General features: G+C 64.8%; 17 protein-coding genes and 1 tRNA gene. 7 read left to right on the top strand and 11 right to left on the bottom strand.

What is annotated here, in order from left to right; all coding sequences use genetic code 11:
* Positions 1-25: 25 nt before the first annotated feature.
* The 6 genes from GMOLON4_RS09090 to cmtR all read right to left on the bottom strand — a co-directional run bounded on the left by GMOLON4_RS09090 (position 26) and on the right by cmtR (position 7,789).
* The gene (locus tag GMOLON4_RS09090; RefSeq protein WP_026937215.1) at positions 26-1,216 is read right to left on the bottom strand and encodes a Wadjet anti-phage system protein JetD domain-containing protein; all 1,191 of its coding nucleotides are present in this window, start codon (positions 1,214-1,216) and stop codon (positions 26-28) included.
* Positions 1,213-4,578, bottom strand: a complete 3,366-nt coding sequence (locus tag GMOLON4_RS09095; protein ID WP_026937214.1) for an ATP-binding protein — start codon at positions 4,576-4,578, stop codon at positions 1,213-1,215. The genes GMOLON4_RS09090 and GMOLON4_RS09095 overlap by 4 nt, the downstream gene beginning before the upstream one ends.
* Complete coding sequence (locus GMOLON4_RS09100; protein WP_084147557.1) at positions 4,571-5,257, bottom strand: DUF4194 domain-containing protein; 687 nt, start codon at positions 5,255-5,257, stop codon at positions 4,571-4,573. The genes GMOLON4_RS09095 and GMOLON4_RS09100 overlap by 8 nt, the downstream gene beginning before the upstream one ends.
* Positions 5,254-6,681, bottom strand: a complete 1,428-nt coding sequence (locus tag GMOLON4_RS09105; RefSeq protein ID WP_026937213.1) for a DUF3375 domain-containing protein — start codon at positions 6,679-6,681, stop codon at positions 5,254-5,256. The genes GMOLON4_RS09100 and GMOLON4_RS09105 overlap by 4 nt, the downstream gene beginning before the upstream one ends.
* Positions 6,682-6,755: 74 nt before the next feature.
* Positions 6,756-7,409 carry a cation diffusion facilitator family transporter gene (locus GMOLON4_RS09110; RefSeq protein ID WP_026937212.1) on the bottom strand — a complete coding sequence of 218 codons (654 nt, stop codon included), beginning with the start codon at positions 7,407-7,409 and terminating at the stop codon, positions 6,756-6,758.
* Positions 7,406-7,789: a Cd(II)/Pb(II)-sensing metalloregulatory transcriptional regulator CmtR gene (gene cmtR, locus GMOLON4_RS09115; RefSeq protein WP_026937211.1), complete on the bottom strand. Its 384-nt coding sequence runs from the start codon at positions 7,787-7,789 to the stop codon at positions 7,406-7,408. The genes GMOLON4_RS09110 and cmtR overlap by 4 nt, the downstream gene beginning before the upstream one ends.
* Positions 7,790-7,974: 185 nt before the next feature.
* Here cmtR and GMOLON4_RS09120 point away from each other — a divergent pair, with 185 nt between their 5' ends.
* Both GMOLON4_RS09120 and GMOLON4_RS09125 read left to right on the top strand, forming a co-directional pair.
* Positions 7,975-8,808, top strand: coding sequence for an SDR family NAD(P)-dependent oxidoreductase (locus GMOLON4_RS09120; protein ID WP_026937210.1), 834 nt, complete (start codon positions 7,975-7,977; stop codon positions 8,806-8,808).
* A 177-nt stretch (positions 8,809-8,985) separates the two neighbouring features.
* A complete protein-coding gene (locus GMOLON4_RS09125) occupies positions 8,986-11,121 on the top strand; it encodes a heavy metal translocating P-type ATPase (protein WP_026937209.1) in 2,136 nt (711 codons plus the stop codon).
* Between the two features lie 142 nt (positions 11,122-11,263).
* Here the strand turns inward: GMOLON4_RS09125 and GMOLON4_RS09130 are convergent.
* Positions 11,264-11,335 (bottom strand) — tRNA-Gln (locus GMOLON4_RS09130).
* A 177-nt stretch (positions 11,336-11,512) separates the two neighbouring features.
* Here GMOLON4_RS09130 and GMOLON4_RS09135 point away from each other — a divergent pair.
* Positions 11,513-12,178, top strand: a complete 666-nt coding sequence (locus tag GMOLON4_RS09135) for a dihydrofolate reductase family protein (protein WP_026937208.1) — start codon at positions 11,513-11,515, stop codon at positions 12,176-12,178.
* Positions 12,179-12,261: 83 nt separating this feature from the next.
* Here GMOLON4_RS09135 and GMOLON4_RS09140 read toward each other — a convergent pair whose 3' ends face one another.
* Positions 12,262-13,248, bottom strand: a complete 987-nt coding sequence (locus GMOLON4_RS09140; protein WP_026937207.1) for an AraC family transcriptional regulator — start codon at positions 13,246-13,248, stop codon at positions 12,262-12,264.
* A gap of 140 nt (positions 13,249-13,388) precedes the next feature.
* Here GMOLON4_RS09140 and GMOLON4_RS09145 point away from each other — a divergent pair, with 140 nt between their 5' ends.
* The 4 genes from GMOLON4_RS09145 to GMOLON4_RS09160 all read left to right on the top strand — a co-directional run bounded on the left by GMOLON4_RS09145 (position 13,389) and on the right by GMOLON4_RS09160 (position 19,275).
* Positions 13,389-15,263, top strand: coding sequence for a CocE/NonD family hydrolase (locus tag GMOLON4_RS09145; protein ID WP_026937206.1), 1,875 nt, complete (start codon positions 13,389-13,391; stop codon positions 15,261-15,263).
* A 105-nt stretch (positions 15,264-15,368) separates the two neighbouring features.
* Complete coding sequence (locus GMOLON4_RS09150; RefSeq protein ID WP_035733024.1) at positions 15,369-16,166, top strand: SDR family oxidoreductase; 798 nt, start codon at positions 15,369-15,371, stop codon at positions 16,164-16,166.
* A gap of 171 nt (positions 16,167-16,337) precedes the next feature.
* Entirely contained in the window at positions 16,338-17,936 is a 1,599-nt protein-coding gene (locus GMOLON4_RS09155) for an FAD-binding oxidoreductase (RefSeq protein ID WP_051266993.1), read from the top strand.
* Positions 17,937-18,114: 178 nt separating this feature from the next.
* The gene (locus GMOLON4_RS09160) at positions 18,115-19,275 is read left to right on the top strand and encodes a magnesium and cobalt transport protein CorA (RefSeq protein ID WP_084147556.1); all 1,161 of its coding nucleotides are present in this window, start codon (positions 18,115-18,117) and stop codon (positions 19,273-19,275) included.
* Here the strand turns inward: GMOLON4_RS09160 and GMOLON4_RS09165 are convergent.
* The 3 genes from GMOLON4_RS09165 to GMOLON4_RS09175 all read right to left on the bottom strand — a co-directional run bounded on the left by GMOLON4_RS09165 (position 19,253) and on the right by GMOLON4_RS09175 (position 23,881).
* Positions 19,253-21,424 carry a beta-glucosidase gene (locus GMOLON4_RS09165; RefSeq protein WP_051266992.1) on the bottom strand — a complete coding sequence of 724 codons (2,172 nt, stop codon included), beginning with the start codon at positions 21,422-21,424 and terminating at the stop codon, positions 19,253-19,255. The two genes, GMOLON4_RS09160 and GMOLON4_RS09165, sit on opposite strands and share 23 nt — an antisense overlap.
* Positions 21,425-21,629: 205 nt before the next feature.
* Positions 21,630-22,712 (bottom strand): histidinol-phosphate transaminase, encoded by a 1,083-nt coding sequence (gene hisC / locus GMOLON4_RS09170; RefSeq protein WP_051266991.1) that lies wholly within the window; start codon positions 22,710-22,712, stop codon positions 21,630-21,632.
* A gap of 266 nt (positions 22,713-22,978) precedes the next feature.
* Positions 22,979-23,881, bottom strand: a complete 903-nt coding sequence (locus tag GMOLON4_RS09175; RefSeq protein ID WP_035733023.1) for a DMT family transporter — start codon at positions 23,879-23,881, stop codon at positions 22,979-22,981.
* Positions 23,882-23,937: the final 56 nt, after the last annotated feature.

A 23,937-nucleotide genomic window follows, 5' to 3' on the forward strand; every position in this document is an offset into this window, starting at 1 on the left:
GATTGCGGACTGCGTACACATAGCGCTACCGGCCCAGCGCATCCAGCACCCAGTCCCAGTCGATGCGCTCCTGCTCGAGCCGAAGTCGCGGTGCGTAGCGGTCACTGACCAGATCGTTGAACAAGGAAGCCTCAGTGTCGGTCAGGTTCGGTAGCATGGCGCTGGTCGGTGACGGCTCGGTGCCCCAACGCTCTTCGTGAGCGAGCAGAGTCGAGCGGTCCATGAGCACCGAGCGCACGCCCGGCAGCTGCGCACGCACGCGATTGAGTATCGCGAAGCCATGCGTGTCGAGATCACCCCAATAGCGCACCTCGCCACGAGCCGCGGCAGCACCCAACCACGCCAGCGACGCCGGAGCCACCGCGTCGAACCCGCGCCCCCACAGCACCACACCGCGCTCCGGGATCGGCGCGCTGAGGTAGCTGATCTCGTTCTCGACGATCAACGCACGCTCAACCGGCGGCTGGAGTCTCGTCAACTCCTGCACGCGGAACGACGCCTCGCTGAGTTCAACCGGGAGCCCAAACAACGACGGGTCGAAGCGCATCCGCACCATCACGGGCTTCCGCCCGAGGCCGAGCCCGGTGAGAAACTCCTCCGCCCGCCCCGACACCCCGAGCATCTCGGCAAGCACGCCCCGGCGCCGCTCGACCAGTTTGGTGTCAACACCAGGAGCGTCGATTTCGCGGAGAAACTTGCCCGTGCCACGATTCCACTCGAGCCAATCGCGCGCGGCCAAAATCGCGGGCCATTCGTCGGCGAGTTCAATCGCCTTGAGCGGATGCGCAATCACCCAGTCGCGCGCGGCCGGGATCAGGGCCGAACGGCGCAACACGTCGTCGAAGCGCTCCACGTCGCCGTCCCGCCCGGCCACTCCGAGCATCCGCCACGCCTGTTCGTAACTCTCGATCAGCGCCCGGCCGGGCAGTTGCGTGCGGCCGAGCGAACGACCGCCAACGTGCTTCTCGACCAGCCGAAACCCGGCCCCTCCCTCGGCCGCACGCTCGAGACCCGACACCCATCGGCGCGCCTCATCGAGATGCTCGGTCAGGTCGGCGCTGGATGGGCCGCGAAGCGGCACGTCGATGGTCGCGAACGGCGCCCCCGCGGCGTGGTTTCGGAGCAGCTCGCCGCTGTCCCACCGGCGCCCGATGCGCTTCTCAATGTCGGCGGGTGTGGTCCATGAAGCTGGACCCTGCTGGCGCCCGGTACTCACGAATTCATCGCCCGCCGCTCCCGGAACTCCTCCACCGTGAGCGTGTGCACCCTCGACGCCGCTCCATCGGGGTTATCGACGAAGCCGATCGAGCTCACATACGGCTCGATGACGTGCACCTTCTGCAGCGGCGTCACGATCAGCAGCTGCAGGCCGAGCTTCTCGAACAGCTCGAGCGCATAGCGCGTGGACTGATCCGAGCCGCGACCAAAGGCCTCGTCGATGACGGCGAAGCGGAAGTCCTTCGACTTCTCGACGCCCCACTCGAGCCCAAACTGGTACGCGAGCGACGCGGCGAGGATCGTATAGGCGAGCTTCTCTTTCTGCCCACCCGATTTGCCGTCCGAGTCGGTGTAGTGCTCGTGCTCCACCCCGGTCTCGCGATCGCGCTCGGAGGCCGCGAACGTGTACCAGTTGCGCACATCCGTCACGCGCGCAGTCCAGGCTTTGTCTGCCTCGGTGCGACCCTCGCGGCCTTTAAACCGTTCGACCAGCAATCGCACTCGCTCGAATCGCTGTTCCGGATCCTCATCCCCGCCGATGAGGTCGCCCGTCGCGGCCTTCATCTCCGCGCGAAACGCCCTGACCTCTGAGTTCGGCGAGAGTTCGGCGACGAGCGTAATCACGCGACCCGGGTTGTAGTCGATGGCGCCGAGGGCCTCGTTGATGGTCGCCACTCGCTCACGAATCTCGTCCGCCTGGCGCTGCAGCCAGAAGTTGAAGCTCGCGAGGTCCTTGATCGACTCCGTGTTGAGTTGCCGCTTGAACTCGGCCTCGAACCTCGGCAGATCATCCTCTTTCACCTGCCCGTGCAGGCGACGAAACTCACCGATCGAGCCGACGTTCGCATCCATCTCGGTCGCGAGCTCCGGCCAGCGGCGCAGGATCTCCCCCATCTGCTGCTGCACGCTCGTGATGTAACCGTTCATCTCGCGCTGCGCCGCATCCGAATCGCGCACGAGCTCGTCGTGGATCTTGCCGCGCAGCGTGTCGCAGTCGTCGACCGTGCTCGGCTGCCGCTTCCCGACGCGGTGCCGCAATGCGGGGAAGACCGCCCGAGCACTCTCGACGCTGACCGCCGGTAGCGATTCGAGCAGCTCCCGCTCCTTCGCGTGCCGCGAGCGCAGCCGCTCGAGTTCGTGCTCGATGCCGCCGAGTCGTTTCGCGATGTCATTGCTCTCGCTCTCGAGCTGGCGCTGGGCCTCGGCGAGTTCCGCGAGCTGTCGATCGATCTCGGCAAGCCGCGTCGAGCCCGCCAGGATGCGCTGCCGCTCGTCCTCGAGGTCGCGCACTTTTGTCTCGGCGTCCGCGACGTCGATCTCCGCGAAGCTCGAGTATTCCTCGAGCCGGGAGAGCGCGTCGATCGCGCGACCGAGCGCATCCGATTGCTTCTCGAGCGCTGCAAGCTCACGTTCGGCGACGTCGATCGCCTCGCGCAGTTCCTGCACCTCGCTCGTGAGCGCCGCGATCTTCCGCTCGCTGCTGCGGCCGAGCACCCAGCGTCGCGCATCCGAAACCCTGAAGCGGTCGTCCTTCTCGTGCCGCTCCCGATCCTTGACGAGCCCCTCGCGGGTGACGGCCCGGTCTTCGCGCTGCAACGCTGCGGCGTCGGCCACGAGCGCGTGCTCCGCACGGCGCGCGAGTTCGCCCTTGAGGTAGTCCGCGAAGGGGCCGGGCTCGACCTCGAGCGCGTCGACAAGTCGCGGCCCGCCGTGCGCATCCATTGGCCGGGTGGGAACGCGGCGCTCCGGCACGCGCAGATACACAAGGCGGGTGCCAAGGTGCCGCTCATTGACCCAGGACGAGACTCGCGCGTACTGCGCCTGCGGCACAAGCAGGCTCAGCGCGAACGGCCGCAGCACTCGCTCGGCCGCGCCCTGCCATTCGGCGTAATCCTCGCGCACCTCGATGAGCTCACCCGCGAACGGCAACTCGGTTTCGGCGAGGCCCAGTCCGGCACACATGGACTCGCGCAGCCTCGCAAGTTCGCTCGGCAGGTTGTTGCGCCGCGCCTCGAGGCTCGCGATCTCGGCATCGATTTCGGCGGCACGCTTCTTGTCGTTGCCATGTTGCAGGGTGAGCGGATGCCGTTCCTCGGCCACGCGGGCCCGCTCCCCTTCCGCATCCGCTCGCGCTTGCGCAACCGCGGCCAGCCGCATCCGGAAGTCGGTGTCGTCGTTGACTGGCTCAAGGCCGGCACGCTCGAGGTGATCGGCGAACCGCGCGCGCTTGCTCGTGACCTCGGCGAGCTTGGTAGTCGCGGCAGGAATCTCGGCGTCGATGATGCTGAGCCGATCGCCGCCCGCGCTGCTGCGTTCGGCCTGCAGCAGCTCCCGCTGCTGGGTGTTGGCTTCGCGCGCCGCGCCAATCCGTTCCTGTTCCTCCTGCGCATCCGCGAGTTGCGCATCCGTCTGGCCGATTGCGGTGTCGAGCACCTCGGTCACGAGCTCCGCCGCGAACACCACCAAGGCCTCGCGTTCGGCGCGGTATCCCGCGTGCCGTTCCACCGCTGCCTCGTACTTGTCCGCGCTTTCGACGAGCGGCGACAGCAGCTCAAGCTGGGCGGTCGCCCGCTGCACCGCCTCGTAGGAGCGCGTGAGGTTCTCGAAGTGGTTGACGATGTCGGTAATTCTGCCGCTCGCGTCTGACGGCTCGAGCATGTGGCTGCGCACGAAGTCGTTCAGGTTCCCGACCGACTTCATCGACACCGTCTGGTGAAACAGCTCCATCGCCTGCTCCGACGCGATGCCGAGGAGGCGGCGCATCCGGCGGGCGTAATCGGGGAACGTGTTGTCGAGGTCGACGCCGCTGCCGCGCAATCGCTTTCGCAGCTGCTTCAGGTCGCTGCCGAAGTCGCTGAAGTCGGTCGCGATGCTCAGCCCGCGATCCGCCGTCGCGTAAAACCGCTCGGGCTGCCCGGTGCGATCTCGCTGGTGAAACACCTGCGCGAGCGACACCGTCTGCGAGTAGCCTTCGTTCTCGAACACCCCGAGCAGCACGGAGTACGAGTGCTCGTCGCGCAGCGCGACCGGCCGGGAGGTTCCGGTCGTCTCATTGCGTTCGGATCGATAGTGCCCCTCGACGTAGCTGCGAAGGTTGCGTTCCTTCGTGGTCGCGCCCGCCGCCTTGTTATACGAGATCTTGTGGGCCGGGAGCAGCAGCGTCGTGATCGCGTCAACGAGCGTCGACTTGCCGCTACCGATATCGCCCGTTAGCAGCGAGGTGTTCCCGTCGGGCTGCAACGACCACACGCGGCGATCGAAGGTGCCCCAGTTGTAGACCTCGAGCCTGGCGAGCCGGTAGCCGGTGCGCTTGGTTTCCGGGGTCTCGATCTCCAGCGCGGAAAACAGGGCGTCACTCATGGTCGGGTTCCTCCAATAGCGAGAGTTCGGCGGCGGATGCGTCGGGGCCAGTTTCGGGTTCGGCTGCGGATGCGTCGGCGCCGGTTTCGGCGTCCGGGCCCGCTTCCGACTGGGCGTAGGCCTCGAGCTTGCCGGCGAAGTCGGCCATGGTTTCCACATCCACGTAGGCCTTGAGGATGCGCCGCACTTCCCACGCGCCCCGGCCCTGGCTGCCGCGCAATTTGTGCAGGAATCCGAGTTCGACAACCTTGGTGATCGTCTGGTCGACCTGTTTGAGTATCCTGGCCTCATTCGTCGAATCGCGCAGGAAGATCCGCAGCATCTCGACGATCTGATCCCGCTCGAGGACGAGCTTGCCTTCGTCACCGCCGGCCTCGAACTCGGCCAGCCGCTTGCGTAAGAGCAACAGCAGCAGACTCACCGGATAGGTCAGAGCCCGTCGCTTCACGAGTCGCGGCAGCGGTTCCTCGTCGTCGCTCGGCTCGACCGTTTTGAGGTAGGCATAGCCCTCGGTCTGGTCGACGATCATGCGGATGCCGATCGTCGCGAAGTGATCCTGCACTCGCGCCTCGTGCCGCTCGATGGTGCGCCAGTCATCCTCGTGCACCTCGCGATAGACGACACCCTGCATGAGTTTGACAATCACCGTTGAAATCGCGTGCTGCTCCGTGCTTGTCATCGCCGCGCCACCGACACCTTCGGTAACGTCACTCGCTTCGGCATTCCGGCAAGATCGGTGTAGTCGATGACCGTGGTGACCTCATCGTCGAGCGCAATATCGATATCGTCCTCCGACAGCGCAAGGTACCCGAGAATCTCCGCGATGCCCTCTTCCACGGGATACAGCTCGATGATGTCCGAAAGCTCCGCGACCGACCGCCGCGGCACGATGGAGCGGATGTTTTCGACCAGCCGAGCCGAGTCAACGAACCGCTGCCCGAATAGCGCGTCGTAATCGCCCTCCGAGTCTTCCTCGGGTGCGATGAGGCTGTCGATGACGCTGTCGGGCTGCGGGCTGTAGAGCGGGCGCTCGAACGGCAGCTCGATGGTGAGCCCCGGCTCATCGATAACAATGCCGAGCTCCTCCGGCGGATTGCTGCGCACGCGAATCGCGGCTTGTTCGACCGTGCGCACGAGGTCGAGGACTCTGCGGTTCTCGAGCCAGACTTGGTCTTCGAGGAAGCGGCGCAGCTGTTCCGACAGGCTGCGCACCGTCTGCTGCGTCCGCTCCGCGGCTTCCGCCCAGTCGTGGTGCACGAGCCGGAGTCTACGATCGGCGTGGACCGCCGGCATCGACTGGACCGACTCGATCAGGTCCGTGAGCTCGAGTTGTCGCTGCTCGGAGAGCAAGAAATCGTAGAACGCTTGAAAGCTGCGGCCCTGATCCGACGAGGAAATGTCGGTACGGCTACTGACGAGTTCGCCGAGCAGTTCCCCTTTACTCCCATCCCAACCCGCGATTCGCTCGCGCGCCGAGCGGTCGAGTCCGCGGAAGTTTTCCTCGACCTCGCGAAAGTCGGAGAGGAGTTCGCGCGCGGTGGATGCGAACAGCTGATAGCGATCGCGCACCGAGGTCTCGTCAAGCAACACGGCACGATTCTCGCGCACCGCTTCGATTTCCTCATCGATCTGCGAGCGGCGCCGCTCGAGTTCCGCGATCCGCGCATCCGGATCGGTTTCGGTGCCGTGCACGATCTGTCGCAGGAGCTCGATCAGCGTGTGCAGGCGTGATTCCGTGCCGACAAAACTGCGCTGCTGCAGGCTCTGCACCCACTGGACGGCCTTTTCGATCGCCGGCGTCGCGTCGTAGTGCACCTCATCGGAGTCCACTGGATAGAACTTCCGCAGCCATCCCTGCTGCGGGTCGGCCCAATCGTCGAGATAGTTCTCGGGGTCGCGCGGATAGGCCTCCGGGTCTGACTGGCGAATCTTGTAGAGGTGCTCGTCGAGCGCATCCACCAACCGCCCCATCGGAATCGCCCCTTGATTCTGCTCGACGAACTGCTCCCCCAAAAACGACAGCACGAGCGGGGCGTTTTGGGCGCGCAACAGCCGCCATGCCGGATGCTGGTCCCGGAGCGTCGTGAGGTCCTCAATCTCCATCCCACGAGCGTACTTAATGCCTCCGACATTCTCGGCTTCCTCGAGGCTGGAGGCCGAGGCGGTTACCCCGAAGACTAGGACGCGGACTCTTCCTCAAGCTCCTCGAGCACCTCGAACGGTGACTCGACGTCCCCTCGCCACGCCTCGATGCCCTCTCGAACGGCGAGCACTGCGACGAACAGCGCGGCAACTGAGTCCGCCCACCACCAGCCGAACAGGCTGTTTAAGACAAGCCCGAGGAACACGGCACCAGAAAGGTAGATGCACAAGAGCAGCTGCTTCGCATCGGCCATCACGCTCTTCGAGCCGAGTTCACGACCAGTGCGCGATTCAATCCACGCGAGCAGCGGCATGATCACGAGACTGAGCGCGGTGATGCCGATGCCGAGCGGGCTCTCGTCAGGGCCCTCCTGCGTCACGAGTGCGGAAATCGCGTCGAACGTGACATACGCCGCGAGCGCGAAGAAGGCGATGCCGATTGCCCGCACAGCGGGCTTCTCCCACCGCTCCGGATCACGCCGACTGAACTGCCACGCGATTACCGCAGCCGAGAGCACCTCCACGACCGAGTCGAGACCGAAGCCGATCAGCGCCGCCGATGACGCGAGCGAACCCGCGAACATCGCGACGACCGCCTCGATCACGTTGTAGGTGATCGTGAACGCCACGATCCACTGCACGCGCCGGTTCAGAACGGCGCGACGCTCATCCGAAATCACCGTGCTCATGCCGTGACCTTCTCAGTCGGCTCGGCCACCGCATCCGCCCCGCAGCATCCCGGCACCGTGCAGGCGTCGTCGATGCAAGGCGCGTCCTCGTCGACCGCGAGCGTCACGTCCAGCAGCGCCGTCAGCGCGGCCGCGAGGTGGCCGTCGGCAATCTCATACCGCGTCTGCCGGCCCTCAGGCTCGGCAACGACGATGCCGCAGTCGCGCAGGCACGTGAGGTGATTCGACACATTCGAGCGAGTGAGCTCGAGCGAGCGCGCGAGCACAGCCGGGTAGTTGGGCGCTTCGAGCAGCGAAAGCAGGATGCGCGAGCGGGTCGGGTCGGCCATCGCCCGGCCCAGTCGGTTCATAACGTCAAGACGCGAAGTATTAGTCAGCACTCAATGACTATACAGTGTTTGCTGAACTCAACGGCCGTCGCGGCCGTCCGCGATTACCTCCGCGTGTACGACAAGTGAGAACCCGCTGCGAACACCTCAGTTTCTATTGGCTACACCTGTCGGCTTGACTACCGTGAGTGGCACCGAGCGCATAACGGAGCGCGCCGTCATACAAAGGAGCAGCAATGGCTGGACTACTCGAAGGCAAAGTCGCAATCGTCACTGGAGGTTCGAGCGGAATCGGACTCGCATCCGTTGAGCGCTTCATCGCAGAAGGCGCCAAAGTAACCATCGCCGATATTCAGGATGAGCTTGGCGGGCAAATTGCGGAGCGACTCGGTGAATCGGCACTGTATGTACACACCGACGTGACCGATGAAGCCAGCATCCAACAGGTCGTCACAACAACGGTCGACAAGTTCGGCAAGCTCGACGTCATGTACAACAACGCGGGCGCACAGGGTGACCCGTCGCCGCTCCTCGAGATCGGCTCTGAAGGATTCGACAAGACCATCGCCCTACTCACTCGAAGTGTCGTCCTCGGGCACAAATACGCCGCACTGCAATTCCAGGCGCAAGGCACGGGCGGCTCGATCATCTCGACAGCGTCGGCCGCGGGCCTTCAGGGCGGTTGGTCCGCGCTGGGTTACACGACCGCGAAGCACGCGATCGTCGGCGTCGTTCGCCAGGCAGTCGCAGAACTCGGAACCCTCGGCATCCGCTCGAACGCCATCGCACCGGGAATCATCATGACGCCGATCATGGCGAAGACGTTCGGCGTGCCGGTCGAGGAATCGGAAGGCTTCGTTCAGTTCCTCGCGGACCGCCTCGGGCACACCCAGCCCAGTGGCCGCGTCGGCTTCCCCGACGACATCGCGAAGGTCGCAACCTTCCTCGCGAGCGACCTCTCAGAGTACGTTTCCGGTGTCACCATCCCCGTCGACGGCGGCGCAACCGCGATTACGCAGGGGACCTTCGCCACCGAGGTCGTGAAGGCAGCGCAAGAATACGCGGCATAGTCGCGCCCAAGCGGCGTGGATGCAGGCCTCGAGTCATGCATCCACGCCGCTTTTTTCGTGCGATTCTTCACGTTCTCGGAATAGCGTGAAGTCGCATCGTGTTTTCAAGTATAGATACCCCCATGGGGTATTAAGCTAAGAAGTAGACGCAGGCAGGTCGCTACCAGGGAGGAACTAATGAGTCATCCACATAACCCGAAGGAACCGCGAGAAGGCCAGCATCGACACGACGAGTCCGCCGGGCACGGGCATTCTGGCCACGATGAGCATGCCGGGCACGACATGCATGCTGGGCACGAAGACCATTCTGGACACGACATGCATGGTGGCCACGGCGATCACGTCGGCCAGTTCCGCCGACTGTTCTGGATCATGCTCGTGCTCGCAATCCCGACGGTCCTCCTGTCGCCGATGTTCGCATCCATCGTGGGCTACACACTTCCGGATATCCCCTGGCTGCAATGGGTCTCGCCGATTCTCGGCACGGTGATGTACGTCTGGGGTGGCAGACCGTTCCTCGAGGGCGCCCTCTCGGAGATCCGCTCGCGCAAGCCGGGCATGATGCTCCTCATTGCCCTCGCGATCACCGTCGCGTTCTTCGCATCCTGGGGTGCGAGCCTCGGCTTCCTCGACCATGAGCTCGACTTTTGGTGGGAGCTCGCGCTCCTGGTCGTGATCATGCTGCTCGGCCACTGGATCGAGATGCGCTCGCTCGCGCAGACCACCTCGGCCCTGGACTCGCTGGCAGCACTCCTGCCCGACGAGGCGGAGCGGCTCGAGGGCGACCAGGTTGTCACGGTCTCCCCCAGCGACCTGCAGGTCGGCGACATCGTCATTGTCCGCCCCGGTGGCACCGTCCCCGCAGACGGCACCGTGGTCGACGGCCGTGCCGCCATGGACGAGTCGATGGTCACCGGGGAATCTCGCACCGTGACTCGCGAGGTCGACGACCAAGTCACCGCCGGTACCGTCGCAACCGACTCAGGCCTGCGCATCCAAGTGACCGCGACCGGCGACAACACTGCCCTCGCGGGCATCCAGCGGCTGGTCGCGGATGCCCAAAACTCCACTTCGCGCGCGCAACTCCTCGCCGACAAGGCCGCAGGCTGGCTGTTCTGGTTCGCCGTCGGCGCGGCCATCATTACCGCGATCGTCTGGACGGCGATCGGCTTACCCGACGACGCGGTTGTGCGCACCATCACGGTGCTCGTCATCGCGTGTCCTCACGCGCTCGGGCTCGCGATTCCGCTGGTCGTTTCAATCGCGACCGAGCGCGCGGCCCGCGGCGGAGTCCTAATCAAGGACCGCCACGCCCTCGAGGGCATGCGCACCGTTGACACCGTTCTCTTCGACAAGACCGGCACGCTCACCAAGGGTGAGCCGACTGTTATCGAAATCTCACCAGCCGACGGTCACGAGGCAAGCCACGTCCTCACTCTCGCAGCAGGAGCGGAAGCCGCCAGCGAGCATCCGCTCGCCAAGGCGATCATGCGCGGCGCCGAACAGCAGGGCGTCACCGTTCCCGCGAGCCGCGACTTCACTTCATCCCCGGCGGTCGGCGTCACCGCGACGATTGACGATTCAATCGTCCGCGTCGGTGGCCCGAAGATGCTGGAGGAGGAAGGTCTCGCTGAGCTCGCAGTGGTGGATGTGTGGCGTAAGGACGGCGCGATCATCCTGCACGTGGTGCAGGACGGCAAGGTCATCGGCGCGCTCAAGCTTGCCGATGAAATCCGTCCGGAGTCGCGCGAAGCAGTCGAGGCCCTTCACAAGCTCGGCATCCAGGTCGTGATGATCACGGGTGACGCCGAGGCCGTCGCGAACTCGGTCGCGCGCGAACTTGGCATCGACCGAGTCTTCGCTGGCGTACGACCCGAGGACAAGGCTGCGAAGGTCAAGGAACTCCAGGAGGAAGGCCGCAACGTCGCGATGGTCGGTGACGGCGTGAATGACGCCCCGGCGCTCGCCCAATCGGATGTTGGCCTCGCGATCGGTGCGGGAACTGACGTTGCGATCGCCTCAGCCGGTGTGATTCTCGTGAGCGACGACCCGCGGTCGGTGCTCTCGGTGATCGAGCTCTCGCACGCCTCCTACCGGAAGATGACACAGAACCTGTGGTGGGCCGCCGGCTACAACCTCATCTCGGTGCCACTCGCCGCTGGCGTGCTCGCCCCGATCGGCTTCGTGCTGCCGATGTCGGTCGGCGCGATTCTGATGTCGCTGTCCACGATCATCGTGGCGCTCAACGCCCAGCTGCTGCGCCGCATTGACCTCCGCCCCGAGGTCGTGACGCGGAAGGTTCTGGAGCGATAAACGGGCGAGACGCAATTGCCGGCACGGGGAGCTCATCAAGAGGTGTCATTCACCTCGAAGGGAGCTCCCCGTGCCGCATTTTGCAGGTCGCGCAGCGAAAACGAAGAACCCCCAACTCGCGTGAGCTGAGGGTCCTTATTCGCTGGGGTACCTGGACTCGAACCAAGAATGGCGGTACCAGAAACCGCTGTGTTGCCAATTACACCATACCCCAGTGCTTTACGGCACCAGGATAGCTTAGACCAGCATTTCGGCCCGCGCAAATCAGGCCGGGAGCGCTGCCTCTGGACCATCCGCACCCAGGCGCTCGAAGCGCGCATCCACCTCACTCACCGGCTCAACGAGTAGGGATGAAGGAACACACACTCCACCTCGACCACAGGAGCCCAAGATGGCCTCCCCCACCTCGCGCGTTCGCGTGCACAACTTCACCATCTCGCTCGATGGCTTCGGCACTGGCGCAGATCAGACGCTGAAAGAACCGTTCGGCCACGCAGGGACCCGTCTCATGTCCTGGGCCTTCCCAACCCGCACCTTCCAGAACATGGGCATACACGCCGATGTACCGCCAAGCGTCGGCATCGACGACGCCTTCGCCCGGCATTGGGGCGAAAACATCGGCGTCGAGATCATGGGCCGCAACAAGTTTGCCCCGAAGGCCGGACCCTGGCCGAACAACGGCTGGCAGGGTTGGTGGGGCCCGAACCCGCCGTTCCACACACCGGTCGTCGTGCTCACGAGTCACCCGCGCGAGCCGCTGCACATGGAGGGCGGCAACAGCTTCTACTTCTTCAACGGCACTCCCGCCGAGGCACTCGCATACGCACGCGAACTCGCACCCGGCACCGATGTGCGAATCGGTGGCGGCGCCACCACACTGCGTGAGTTCCTCGCGGCCGACCTTGTTGACGAGATGCACCTTGTTGTCGCGCCGATCATTCTCGGCCGCGGTGAGCGGTTATGGGACGGACTCGAGAAGCTCGAAGAGCGCTTCACGATCGAATCGGCGACCTCGCCGAGCGGGGTCATCCACATGATGTTCGCGCGGAGGGGATAGCGAGACGTGGGCCTGCGTGCCGCACCGTTCGATACACGGCTTCGCCGCTACTCACGGAGCTTGGGGCGCGGCTTCGCCACTACTCACGGAGCGGGGTTCGTGTCAGCACTCTCTCGCCGCAGCAGCTCTTTCCGATAGGCCGACGGTGTCGTCCCGACCCGGGCGTGAAACTGCTGCGTGAAATGGGATGCGCTCGAGAAACCACACTCCCGCGCGATGGTCGCGAGCGGGGTGTCGTGGTACCGCTCCTGGCGAAGCATCCTGGATGCGGCACCCACCTTGGCCGCGACGACCAGACCCCGGAATGTCCGGCCATACTCGGCGAACACCGCCTGCAGCTGACGCGGCGACACGAAGCACTCCTCTGCGAGCGCCGCGAGCGTGAAGCCACGCTCGACCGCCCGCTCGGCGACGATGTCGACCGCGCGGTCATAGAGCTCACGACGATTCGCGCTGTGGGGCTCCTCGGAACCCGGCACGTCGAACGCACCGCGGACCGTTGTCTCGAACAGCGAGATCGCGCCCTCGAGCGCAATTGCACGGCGCCGCGACTCATCCGCAGGGATCTCCTCCAGGAGCCGCAGATATTCCGCGAATCCACGCGCGATCGGATCGTCGCCATCGATTTTTCGGGCCACGACGGTCGCAAGCCAGCCGGCGTCAAACGATAGCCGTCGCTCCGGGATGATCGTGATCATCCCCACGGTGTCGGTCAAGAAACGGATGCGAACCGGCTCGGAAGCCCGATAGAACGTGAAGTCTCCCGGCAACAGCTCGACCTCGCGACCGGACTGCGCCACCGTCGATCGGCCGGTGACCTGCTGGCACACGATCACGGCTGGCTCGGCCGTCGCCGTGAGTTGCTTGCCTCGCCAGGCGTCATGCGTACCGGCCTCGAATCGCGCCATCCGCACATCCGAGGCCCGCCCCGAGTGAACGGTAAATGCCACGTCGCTCTCTGCGGCATCGCGCATCCGAAACGGCAGCAGCTGCGCAGCAAACTCGGCCTGCCAAGCCGCAAAACCGGAATCATCTGGCTCTTCACGGCCAACCTCACCCGACTCACGCATCCTCAACACCCCTCAGCCAACAGTTGTAGGCGAAACCTCGCGCACTATCGATAATGCCATGCGCATTTTCGACAGTCCCGTAAACAGCCCAGGAATAGCGTGGATAGCACTTCCCCCAATGACGTAAGGAATTCATATCAATGCCGAACAGCAATGATTCAGTCGCGGCGGGCTCGCGCGTCGAACTCTTCCACGAGGACGACAACCGCCTCATTATTCCGGGCGCGGACCCGGTTTCTGTCCAGGTGCCCTGGGGCTCGGACCTCGAAGGCGTGTACTTCGACGGCTACCCGCAGCTGATCAAGGACCCTGAGCTTGAAGCCAAGCCCACGTACGAACTCCGCAAGGAAAAGGATGTGCCGATCGTCCTGCGCGACGGCATCACGATCTACGGCGACGTCTACCGTCCCGACACTGACGACGAGGACTCCAAATTCCCAGTCATCCTCTCCTACGGGATTTGGGGCAAGGACGCCCAGGAAGCCGTCGCGTGGAACAAGGACAAGCCGCAGCCCTACCTCAAGAGCGCGTTCTGGGACGGCTCGATGGAGGCCGGTGACTACACCTACGCCGTGCCCCGCGGCTACGTGCACCTCATCGTTGACCCGCGAGGAACCGGTAACTCCGAGGGCGCCTACGCGACCCAGGGTTCGGTGCACAGCCCCGACGACATCCACGACGTGATCCGCTGGGCCGCGAAGCAGCCTTGGAGCAACGGCAAGGTCGGCATGATGGGCCCGTCGTCATACTGGCTCTCGCAGGCCGTCGCCGCGAGCGCGAACCCGCCCGAGGAACTCGTCGCGATCCACCCGGATGAGCTGCCCTGGTGGGCCAACGACAACCACCACGGCATCTTCGACGCGCTGTTCTACCACATCGAATTCGGTGTGCACGGCAACGACTCGACGCTCCCCCGCCCGAACCGCGAACTCGCGAAGCCGCTGCCGGAAGCGATGTCGCGTTACTCGGAGGAAGAGCTCAAGGAGCGCGTTGACGAAATCCTCGCGCACCCCGACATCCGCTACAACACGAAGTGGTACTCGGGCATGAAGTACCCGATGAAGTCGCCGAACTTCTTCGACACGATGCTCAGCACCTTCCGCCCCGAGCCGATGCCGGACCCGAGCGAGAACATCACCGTACCGATGTACCTCGGTGTGCCGTGGGGCGTTCGCCTCTACGCGTGGGGCACCTTCCACGTGTGGCGCCGTGCGCAGACCCCCGAGGGTCAGCGCAAGCTCATCGTCTACCCGGCGGGATACACCCCGCGCCCCTACGTCGACTTCCACGACGAGACCATTCGCTGGTACGACTACTGGGCCAAGGGCATCGACAACGGCATCATGGACGAGCCGCCGATCAAGCTCTTCGTCATGGGTAAGAACAAGTGGCGCTTCGAGAGCGAGTGGCCGCTCTCCCGCACCGAGTGGTCGAAGTACTACCTCCAGCCCGGCGGTGGCCTGTCGGATGCGCAGCCCAGCCAGGATGCGGAGCCCGAGGTTCTCGACTCTCCCGCGGCTTACGAGACGGGTGATGTGCACTGCCTGCGCTACACGACCGAGCCGTTCGAACAGGAGATGGAAGTCACCGGCCCCGTGTCGCTCCACCTCCAGGCAGCGATCGACCAGGAAGACACCAACTGGATCGTCGACCTCGTTGACATCCACCCGGACGGCACCCGCCAGACCCTGACGCAGGGCTTCCTCAAGGCCGCGTTCCGTGCGCTCGATGAAGAAGAGTCACGTCCTGGTGAGCCCGTCCACCCGCGTCAGGCTCCCGAGCCCGTCACTCCGGGCAAGGTCGAAGACTACGAGATCCGCTTCATGCCGACCTCGAACGTCTTCCTGCCGGGCCACCGCCTCGAACTCACCGTCCGCAACCAAGACGACGTGCTCAGCCAGCTCGGTAGCTGGGGCGTCTACATGCTCCCGACCATGACGGCCGTGAAGCACGACATCCACTTCGGTGAGTCCTACCTGAACCTGCCGATCATCCCCGCCAAGTCTGCCGAGTAGTCGGCGCCGTTCGATACGCGGCTGCCGCCACTACTCACGGAGCGACCGCTCGCCGAGTAGCGGCGCAGCCGCGTATCGAGGCGGAACTCAAACCCAAGGAGAATAATGAGCAGCATCGACACTTTTGAAGGCCGCGTCGCGGTTGTCACGGGCGGCGCATCCGGCATCGGCCGAGGCATCGCCGAAGCACTCATCGACACTGGCGCGACCGTCGTCATCGCCGATGTCAATGAGGATGGCGCGAAAGCCACCGCCACCGAGATTGGCGCGATCGCGCGCAGCGTGGACGTCACCAACATCGAAAGCGTCGAGGCTCTCGCTCAGTCGGTACTCGACGAGCTCGGCCGCGTCGACATTGTCGTAAACAATGCCGGCGTCGGCCCACTCATCGAGTTCGAGGAAGTCACGCTCAAGGACTTCCGCTGGGTCATGGACATCAACTTCTGGGGCGTCGTCAACGGCATGAAGACGTTCCTCCCGACGCTGAAGGCGAACGACAACGGCGGCTACATCGTGAACACGGCGTCGCTCGCCGCGGTCGTTCCCGGCCCCGGAACCGCCGCCTACGGCGCATCCAAGGCCGCGATTCTCTCGGTCAGCGACACAGTCGCGATCGAGCTCGAGGCTGACGGCACCGACAACATCGGCATCTCGGTGCTGATGCCGGCCATGGTGAAGAGCAACATCACCGAGAACGCGCGCAAGCGCCCCGGATTCGATGCGAAGACCGACGACACGGAGTCGTTCCAGGTCGAATCGCGTGTCCTTGAGGCGCGCGAGGTCGGTGACATGGTCGTGGACGCGATCCGCTCGGGTAACCGGTACATCTTCACCCACCCCGAGACGCGCGAGGCCGTTGCCGCGCACCAGGCCGACATCCTTGCCGGCTTCGACCAGCAGTAAACCCCAGAAGGTCGGTGAGTAGCGCGCGAAGCGCGCGTATCGAGGCGCCGCTGCGCACCTATCCGGCACTTGTCGCGCCCCGAACACTTCACTTCCCCATCCGTCCGCAACTACCAAAACCAAGGCTCAACCCACACGAGCAGCCGCTCAACGACGAGAGGAACCATCACCATGTCCGAAATCAACCGTCCCATCCCACCTGGCGTCTCCGAACAAGACCTCGACGCCGCCCTCGCGGCCTTCGCCTCCGCCATCGGCGACGACAAAGTAACCGTCGACCCGACCGCACTCGCCGACTTCGTCGACCCCTATCAGGTCGCCGGCGAATCGACCCTGCTTCCTTCCGCCGCGACCATGCCCGCGACGACGGAGGACGTGCAGGAGATCGTCCGCATCGCGAACGAGTACAAGGTACCGCTATGGCCCATCAGTCGTGGCAAGAACAACGGCTATGGCGGAGCGGCACCCTGGGTGCGCGGTGCCGTGATGGTCGATTTCCGCGGGATGCAGGGCATCGAAATCAACGAGGAGCTCGGCTACGCGATGGTCGAGCCTGGTGTGAGCTGGTCCGATCTCCACGCCGCCATCAAGGCTGGGGATCACAACCTCGTCGCATCCATCGTCGACATCGGCTGGGGCGGCGTCGTCTCGAACACCCTCGACCACGGCCTCACGTACATGCCCTACGCGATCGACCAGGCCTCGCACTGTGGCTTCGAGGTCGTGCTGCCGAGTGGCGAGGTGTATCGCACGGGCTCGGGTGGCATGGAGAACAACGAGTCCTGGCCGCTGTACAAGCGCGGCTTCGGCCCCACCACGACCGAGCTCTTCATGCAGTCGAACTACGGCATCGTCACGAAGATGGGCTACTGGCTCATGCCGAAACCCGAGGTCTACATGCCGCTGTGGCTGCAGGCCTGGGACGACGCGCAGATGCCCGCGATCATCGACGCGCTGCGTGAGCTCATGCTCGACGGCACGATCGAGATGCGTCCCCAGCTCGGCAACACGCTCGCCATCGCCTCGAACATCACTTCGCGCGCCGAGTGGTACGACGGCGTGGGCACGATGCCCGAGGAGATCATCGAAAAGATCGCGAAGGAATTCAACATCGGTCGTTGGATGATGCGCTTCGCGCTGTACGGCGACGAGGCCGTAGTGGACCACAATTTTGCGAAGCTCAAGAAGCGCTTCGAGTCGATCCCGTCGGTCGGCGTCATGGGCAATAAGTACGGCGCGGATGAGTGGGAGACACTCCCCGACCCGCACGAGCGCGTGCAGATCGGCGTGCCGAGCCTCGACCTCTACAAAATGGCTGGCTGGGCCGGTGGCGACGACGGCGGCCACGTCGACTTCGCTCCGGTGATTCCGATGACCTCGCGGAAGGTCGCCGAGGCTCAGACGCTCATGCGCGGCATGTGTGAGGATGCGGGGCTCGACTATCTCGGAGGATTCATGCCGATCAACGCGCGCTCGACGACGTTCGTCAATCTGATTCCATTCGACAACCGCAATGCCGATCAGGTGCACACCGCTTATGCGACCGCGAAGAACATGGTCGTCGAGGCTGGTCGCCGCGGGTTTGGCGAGTACCGTGCCCACTACGCCCTAAGCGAGGCTGTGGTCGACCAGTTCGGCTTCAACAACCACATCCAGCGCCGCTTCAACGAGCAACTCAAGGATGCGATCGATCCGAACGGCATTATCGCACCCGGCAAGTCCGGTATCTGGGGCTCGCGCCTGCGCGGCGAGGGGTACCCGCTGGCCTAAGGCCAGCTGCATCGCGAAGCCGCGTATCGAGGTCACCGCACCGTTCGATACGCGGCTTCGCCGCTACTCACGAAGCGTCCGGTCCCGTGTAGTCGCGGAGCGGCTTCGCCGCTCCGCGCGGCGCGTAGGCTGGGATGCGCATCCTGACCCCCGACTTCGCGCCGCCGAGGAGAGCTCCATGTTCAATCGACCAACCGAACGGTTCGGGCTTCGGGCTGATCTTCGCCGACGCAGCGAGCGTCGTGTGCAGCCCGCCGAGGCAAACCCGGGGCGACCAAACTCGATTCTGAATGAGAGCGCCGAGAAAGAGACCGCGCATCCGATCATCCGCCTCGTGAGCCACGGCGTCGCTTCCAAGCCGCCCGCGGGCACGACGATCGAGGACGCGCTCGAGTTCGCGGACCAAGACACCGAACACCTGGCGATGCTGTTCTATCCCGAGCCAGATCCAGAACAGATCGCCGAGCTCGGCACCGCGTGGTCGCTCCACCCCGTGATGCTCGAGGACATCCTGTTGGCCGGGCAGCGGCCCAAGATCGAGCGGTACGGGGATGTGCTGTTCCTCGTGGTTCGCTCGGCCCGCTACGTCGACGAACTTGAGGAAGTGCAGTTCGCCGAGTTCCACATCCTCGTGCGCCGCGGCGCGGTCGCGGTGATCTGTCAGGATAGCCAGTGGCTCGACGGCACCGAGACTCCGGACCTCGACGAAGAGCATCCGTTCGAGACGATGCAGCACGACAACTCGATACTCGCAAACGTGAACCTGCTCACGCTCGGTGTCGAGGCGGTCGTCTACCGCGTGATTGACGAGATCGTGGACCGCTACGAACCGGTGCTGCGAGGCCTCGAGATCGACAAGGAACAGGTCGAGCGCCAGGTATTCGGCGGCGACACGGCAGTAGCCGAACGCATCTACCGCCTGAGCCAAGAGGTGGTCGACATGCAGCAGACGGTCTCGTCAATGAGCGAGGTGCTGACTGCACTCAAGGGCGGTCACGAGAAGTACCAGATTCCGCCTGAGCTGCAGAAGTACCTCGACGACGTTGCCGACCACCTCGCGAAGGCCGCGACGCACTCGCGCGACCTCCGAGAGGAACTCGCGCAGATCCTCACCGTGAACTCGACGCTCGTCGCGCAGCGACAGAACGAGGACATGAAGAAGATCTCCGGCTGGGCCGCAATCCTCTTCGCGCCCACGCTCGTGGGCGCGATCTACGGGATGAACTTCGACGTCATGCCCGAACTCCATTGGGCGTTTGGCTACCCCATGGCGCTCGGGCTGATGCTCGTGCTGACGGTCGGGCTCTACATCATCTTCAAGCGTTCGAAGTGGATGTGACCGGGAACGCGTGCGGGGTATCCGCCGCGGACGTCCCGACGTACACCGTGTAATCGCCCTCGACGTCGACGAAGGCGTGCGCTCGATAATCCCACACGCCGAACGGGTGGTTGCTCGATTCCGGGTCGATCACGATCGACACCGTTTGCTGCTCGCACGGCTCGAGGTGCACCTTCCGGAACCCGACGAGCCGCTTCGGCGGCTGCCCGTCCGCCGGAATGCCGACATACACCTGCACGACCTCGGCGCCGGCACGGTCGCCTGTGTTGGTGACCGTCGCCGTCACCGTGACCCGCGAGCGCACCCCGCCCAGCGCATCCACCTTGACATTAGCGACGTCGAAGGTCGTGTACGAGAGCCCATAGCCGAAGCCAAACAGCGGCTCGATACCCTGCGACTGGAACCAGCGGTAGCCCATGCCTAGGCCCTCGGTGTAGCGGATGACGGGGTAGCCGTCGCCCTCGTCGGTGCCCGGGTAACGCTCGGGATGCGCGGCATGTAGCGTGTCTTTGGCGTCGCGCGGGTAGGTGGTCGGCAGTTTGCCGGATGGGGTGACGACGCCAAAGACGAGGTCGGCGACGACGTGGCCATCCTCGGTGCCCTGATTCCAGACCTCGAGCACGGCCCGCGCATCGTCGATCCATGGCAACAGCACCGGGTTGCTGTCCTTGAGCACCACGACGGTCGCCGGATTCGCGGTCAGCAGCTCGGCAACCATGCGGTTCTGGTTGTTCGGGAGGAGCGGCTCGGCCATGTCCTCGCCCTCGCTCGCGACGACGCCGGCCATGATGACCACTGCGTCCGCGCCCGAGGCGACCATTCGCGCATCCTCGAGGTTCGAGAGGTCATCGGCGACGGTGAAGAGCTCGACCTTGGCCTCCGACCCGAGCCCCGCGAGCACATCCTGCATGCCTTCGAGCGGCGGGACGGTGTAGAGCGGGTCCACCTTCGACGAGCCGCCGCCGCCGAGGCACGCCTCGGCCGCAAACTTTTGCTGGCCGATGATCGCGATGGTGGGCATATTCGGGTCGAGCGGCAGGAGTCCGTCGTTCCTGAGCAGCACGGCCGTCTGCGCGCCGATCTCGCGGGCCCGCGCGCCGTGGGCCTTAGCGTCAATCTCGCCGGGGGCATAGGTCCGCTCGAACTGTCCGAAGCGGAACATCTGCGTGAAGCGGCGCACGAGTGCGCGGTCCACCGTCTCGATCTCGAGGCTCGTGTCCTCGAGCGCGCGGAGGATGTTCTCCTCGTTGTACCAGTTCGCATCCGGCATCTCGTGGTCGAGTCCGGCGTTGAGCGACGGCGCGGCCGAGCGCGCCGACCAGAAGTCCGACTGCACGTAGCCCTCGAAGCCCCATTCACCCCGCAGGATGTCCGTGAGGGTGTGGCGATACTCGCTCGCGTACACGCTGCGGATGCGGTTGTACGCGCTCATCATCGCGGCGAGATCCGCGTCCTTCACGACCATCTCGAACGGCAGAAGATAGAGCTCTCGCAGGACGTGTTCGTCGATCTCGACGCTCGTGCGGAAGCGCTCGAGCTCTTGATCGTTTAGCACGAAGTGCTTCGCCATCGCGATGATGTCGTGCGCCTGGATTGCCTTCGTGACCTCGATGCCCATGATGCCGCTCAGATACGGGTCCTCCGAGAAATACTCGAAGTTTCGCCCAGCCGTGATCGTGCGGTGGAGGCACAGGCCGGGGCCCTCGAGCACGTGCTGGCCGAGCGTCGCGGTCTCTGAGCCGATGATGTCGCCGTACTCGTGGGCAAGCTTTGGATCGAACCCGGCCGCGAGCGCGATCGTCATCGGGAGCGACGTCGCGCTCGGGCTCGGGTAGCCATCGCCCATCCCGACGCCGACCGGGCCGTTCGTGATCCGGAATCGCGGGATGCCGAGCTCCTCGATACCCGCGACGTGGCGCTGCACCCGGAACTGATCGGCAGCCTCGCTGAGATCCTCCGGCAGCTCGATGTTGTAAATGTTGATGGTTTCCATCGCGCCATGCAGCTGCGCGATCTTCTGCTCGATCGTCATCGCCCCGACGAGCAGCTCCGCGCGCTCGCGCGGGGCGCGGCTCGTGTCGCGCCAGGGTTGCTCGGAATTGCCGTTCGTGTTCGGTTGTTCGGCCTGCTCGGCTCGGTCTTCGGTCATCCTCGATCTCCTCGCGTTGTCGCTCGTCGTGATCGTGCATCGGTTGGATGCGTCGACCACGCCGTTCTATCACCGCGAGGTTCGTGGGAGCTTGGGTTTTCCTGCAGCTGTCGGCTTCCTCTCGATACGCCGCGTTATCGCTCCTCGAGTAGGCCGCAGGCCGTATCGAGAGGCCCGGTCGGTTCGATACAAATCGCTTCGCGATTTACTCACCGACCGTGTTCCGCAACACCGCGATCACGCGATCGTTCGTCGCGGCGTCCGCTAGCGTCACGCGGATCCCGTCTTCCGGGAAGACTCGCGTGAGGATGCCAGCGTCGTCAAACGCCTGACTCAACGCGGCATTGCGTTCGCCGGAGGCGCGAATCCACACGAAGTTCGCCTGGCTCGGCAGCACACCCCAGTCGGTGTCGGCGAGCGCCGCGACGACGCGGTCCCGCTCCCCCGCGATCTCCGCGGCCCGCGCTGCCAGCTCGTGGTCCGCATCCAGCGATGCGATCGCGGCGCGCTGCGCGAGCGAGTTCACGCTAAACGTGAGCACCGCTTTACGAACCGACGCGATGATCTCGGGCGTCGAGATTGCATAGCCGACGCGCAGGCCCGCGAGGCCGTACGCCTTCGAGAAAGTGCGCAACGCGAGCACGTTCAGGCGCGCGGCAATCAGCGCGAGCGAATCCACCGCATCCTCGCTCGTCTCGTACTCGACGTAGGCCTCGTCGATCACGACGAGCACGCGCTCCGGAACGGTGTCGAGGAAGCGCACGACGTCGTGGTGGCTCAGGCTCACGCCGGTCGGGTTGTTCGGGGTGCACAGCAGCACGATGCGCGTGCGGTCGGTGATGGATGCGGCAATCGCGTCGAGATCGTGGCTCTCGTCCGCGCGTAGCGGCACCATGACGGGCTGCCCGCCCGCTATCTCAACCAGCAGCGGGTACGCCTCGAACGAGCGCCACGCGAACACAACCTCGTCGCCGGGCGCGCAATACGTCTCAAGCAGCTGCTGCAGCACGCCAATGCTGCCAGGGCCGGTGACAACTTGATCCGCGCCGACGCCAAACTTCTCGGCGAGCTTCGCGTGCAGGTTCGTGACTGCCGCATCCGGGTAGCGGTTGATGCGCAGCGCCTCTTCGGCGATCGCCTCGAGCACCGAGGGCAGCGGCTCGTGGTGGCTCTCGTTGGAGGCGAGCGGGGCGATCTCGACGCCGGTCGCGCGACGCCCGGGCTTGTACGCGGGGATGCGCTCGAATACGTCGCGGGGCTGCGGGCCGAAAGTGGTGATCGTCGTCATTGTGCTCCTACCGTGGGCGACCGCGAGTGGGTCGGAATCGTGGCCAGCGCCCTCGTTGGCACGGCTTAGGAGCATTGATACGGGGTGCGTGCCCCGGTGTGCAATGATCACGGAAAAGAGCAGACAAATTGCCTCGAATAAGGCGCTAATCATGACAAAGTGACCTCGCTACGACGGTAAGTGCAGACACTCATGCTGCCGAGACGGTGGCCGCACGTCGGACACCACCGCAATCACCGTCGCTCGTTCGCTCGCGAGAGCTCCCCCTACCCGCTCGGCGCCGCCTTGCGCCCCCTCGACGCGAGATAGGCCCCGAGCAGCACCAGCACGATGCCGCTGAGCGACTCGGGATGCAGCGCCTCGCCCGCCACGAGCGTCCCCAACAGCATGGCGACGATCGGGATGAGATAGGTCGCGATGGATGCGCGGGCCGGGCCGACGCGACCGATCAGGATCGTGAAGCAGATGAACGCGAAGCCCGTGCACACGACCCCGAGAACAGTGACGGCACCGAAACTCACCGGGGCGAAGGTCGTGTTTCCGAGACCGATCAGGCCCGTCGGCGTCGTCATGACCGCGGCGATGCCGAGCGCGCGCCAGATCACCGCGAGCGCGCCGTTGCGCAACTGAAGCGCTCCCGAGAGATTAAACGCCGCGCCATACGACACCGTCACGCCGAGCATGAGTAACACACCGACCACGCTGATGCTGCCGGTCATGGTTGGCATGAGCACGGCGACGATGCCCACGAACCCGATGATCAGGCCAACCGCTAGGGTCTTCGAGGGCTGCTGCCGAAACCACAGCAGCGCGACGAGCGCGGTAAACAGCGGCGCCGCGCCATTGATCATGCCCGCGAGAGCCGAGTCGATCGTCAGCTGCGCGAAGCCGAGAAGCGTGAAGGGCAGCGCCATCCACACGAAACCGAGGAGTGCCACGAGCCACCAGTCGCTGCGCCTGTCAAGCGGCTTCCAGGATGCGGGAAACAGGGTGAGCACGGCCGCACCGAACACGATGCGCAACCAGGCAATCGTCATCGGGTCGATGTCCACGAGCGCCGCGCGCACGAAGAGGAACGACGAGCCCCACATCGTGCCGGTGGCGAGCAGCAATAGCCAGTCGATAACCCCAAAAGACCTGTTGCGAGTCGGGTTCTGTGTGGTATTCATTAGTGCTCAGTCTGCCCCACCGCGGGCCCGGTCGGAGCACAGTTCGCGCACCGTGT

The sequence above is a fragment of the Gulosibacter molinativorax genome (genome assembly GCF_003010915.2).
Taxonomy (GTDB): domain Bacteria; phylum Actinomycetota; class Actinomycetes; order Actinomycetales; family Microbacteriaceae; genus Gulosibacter; species Gulosibacter molinativorax.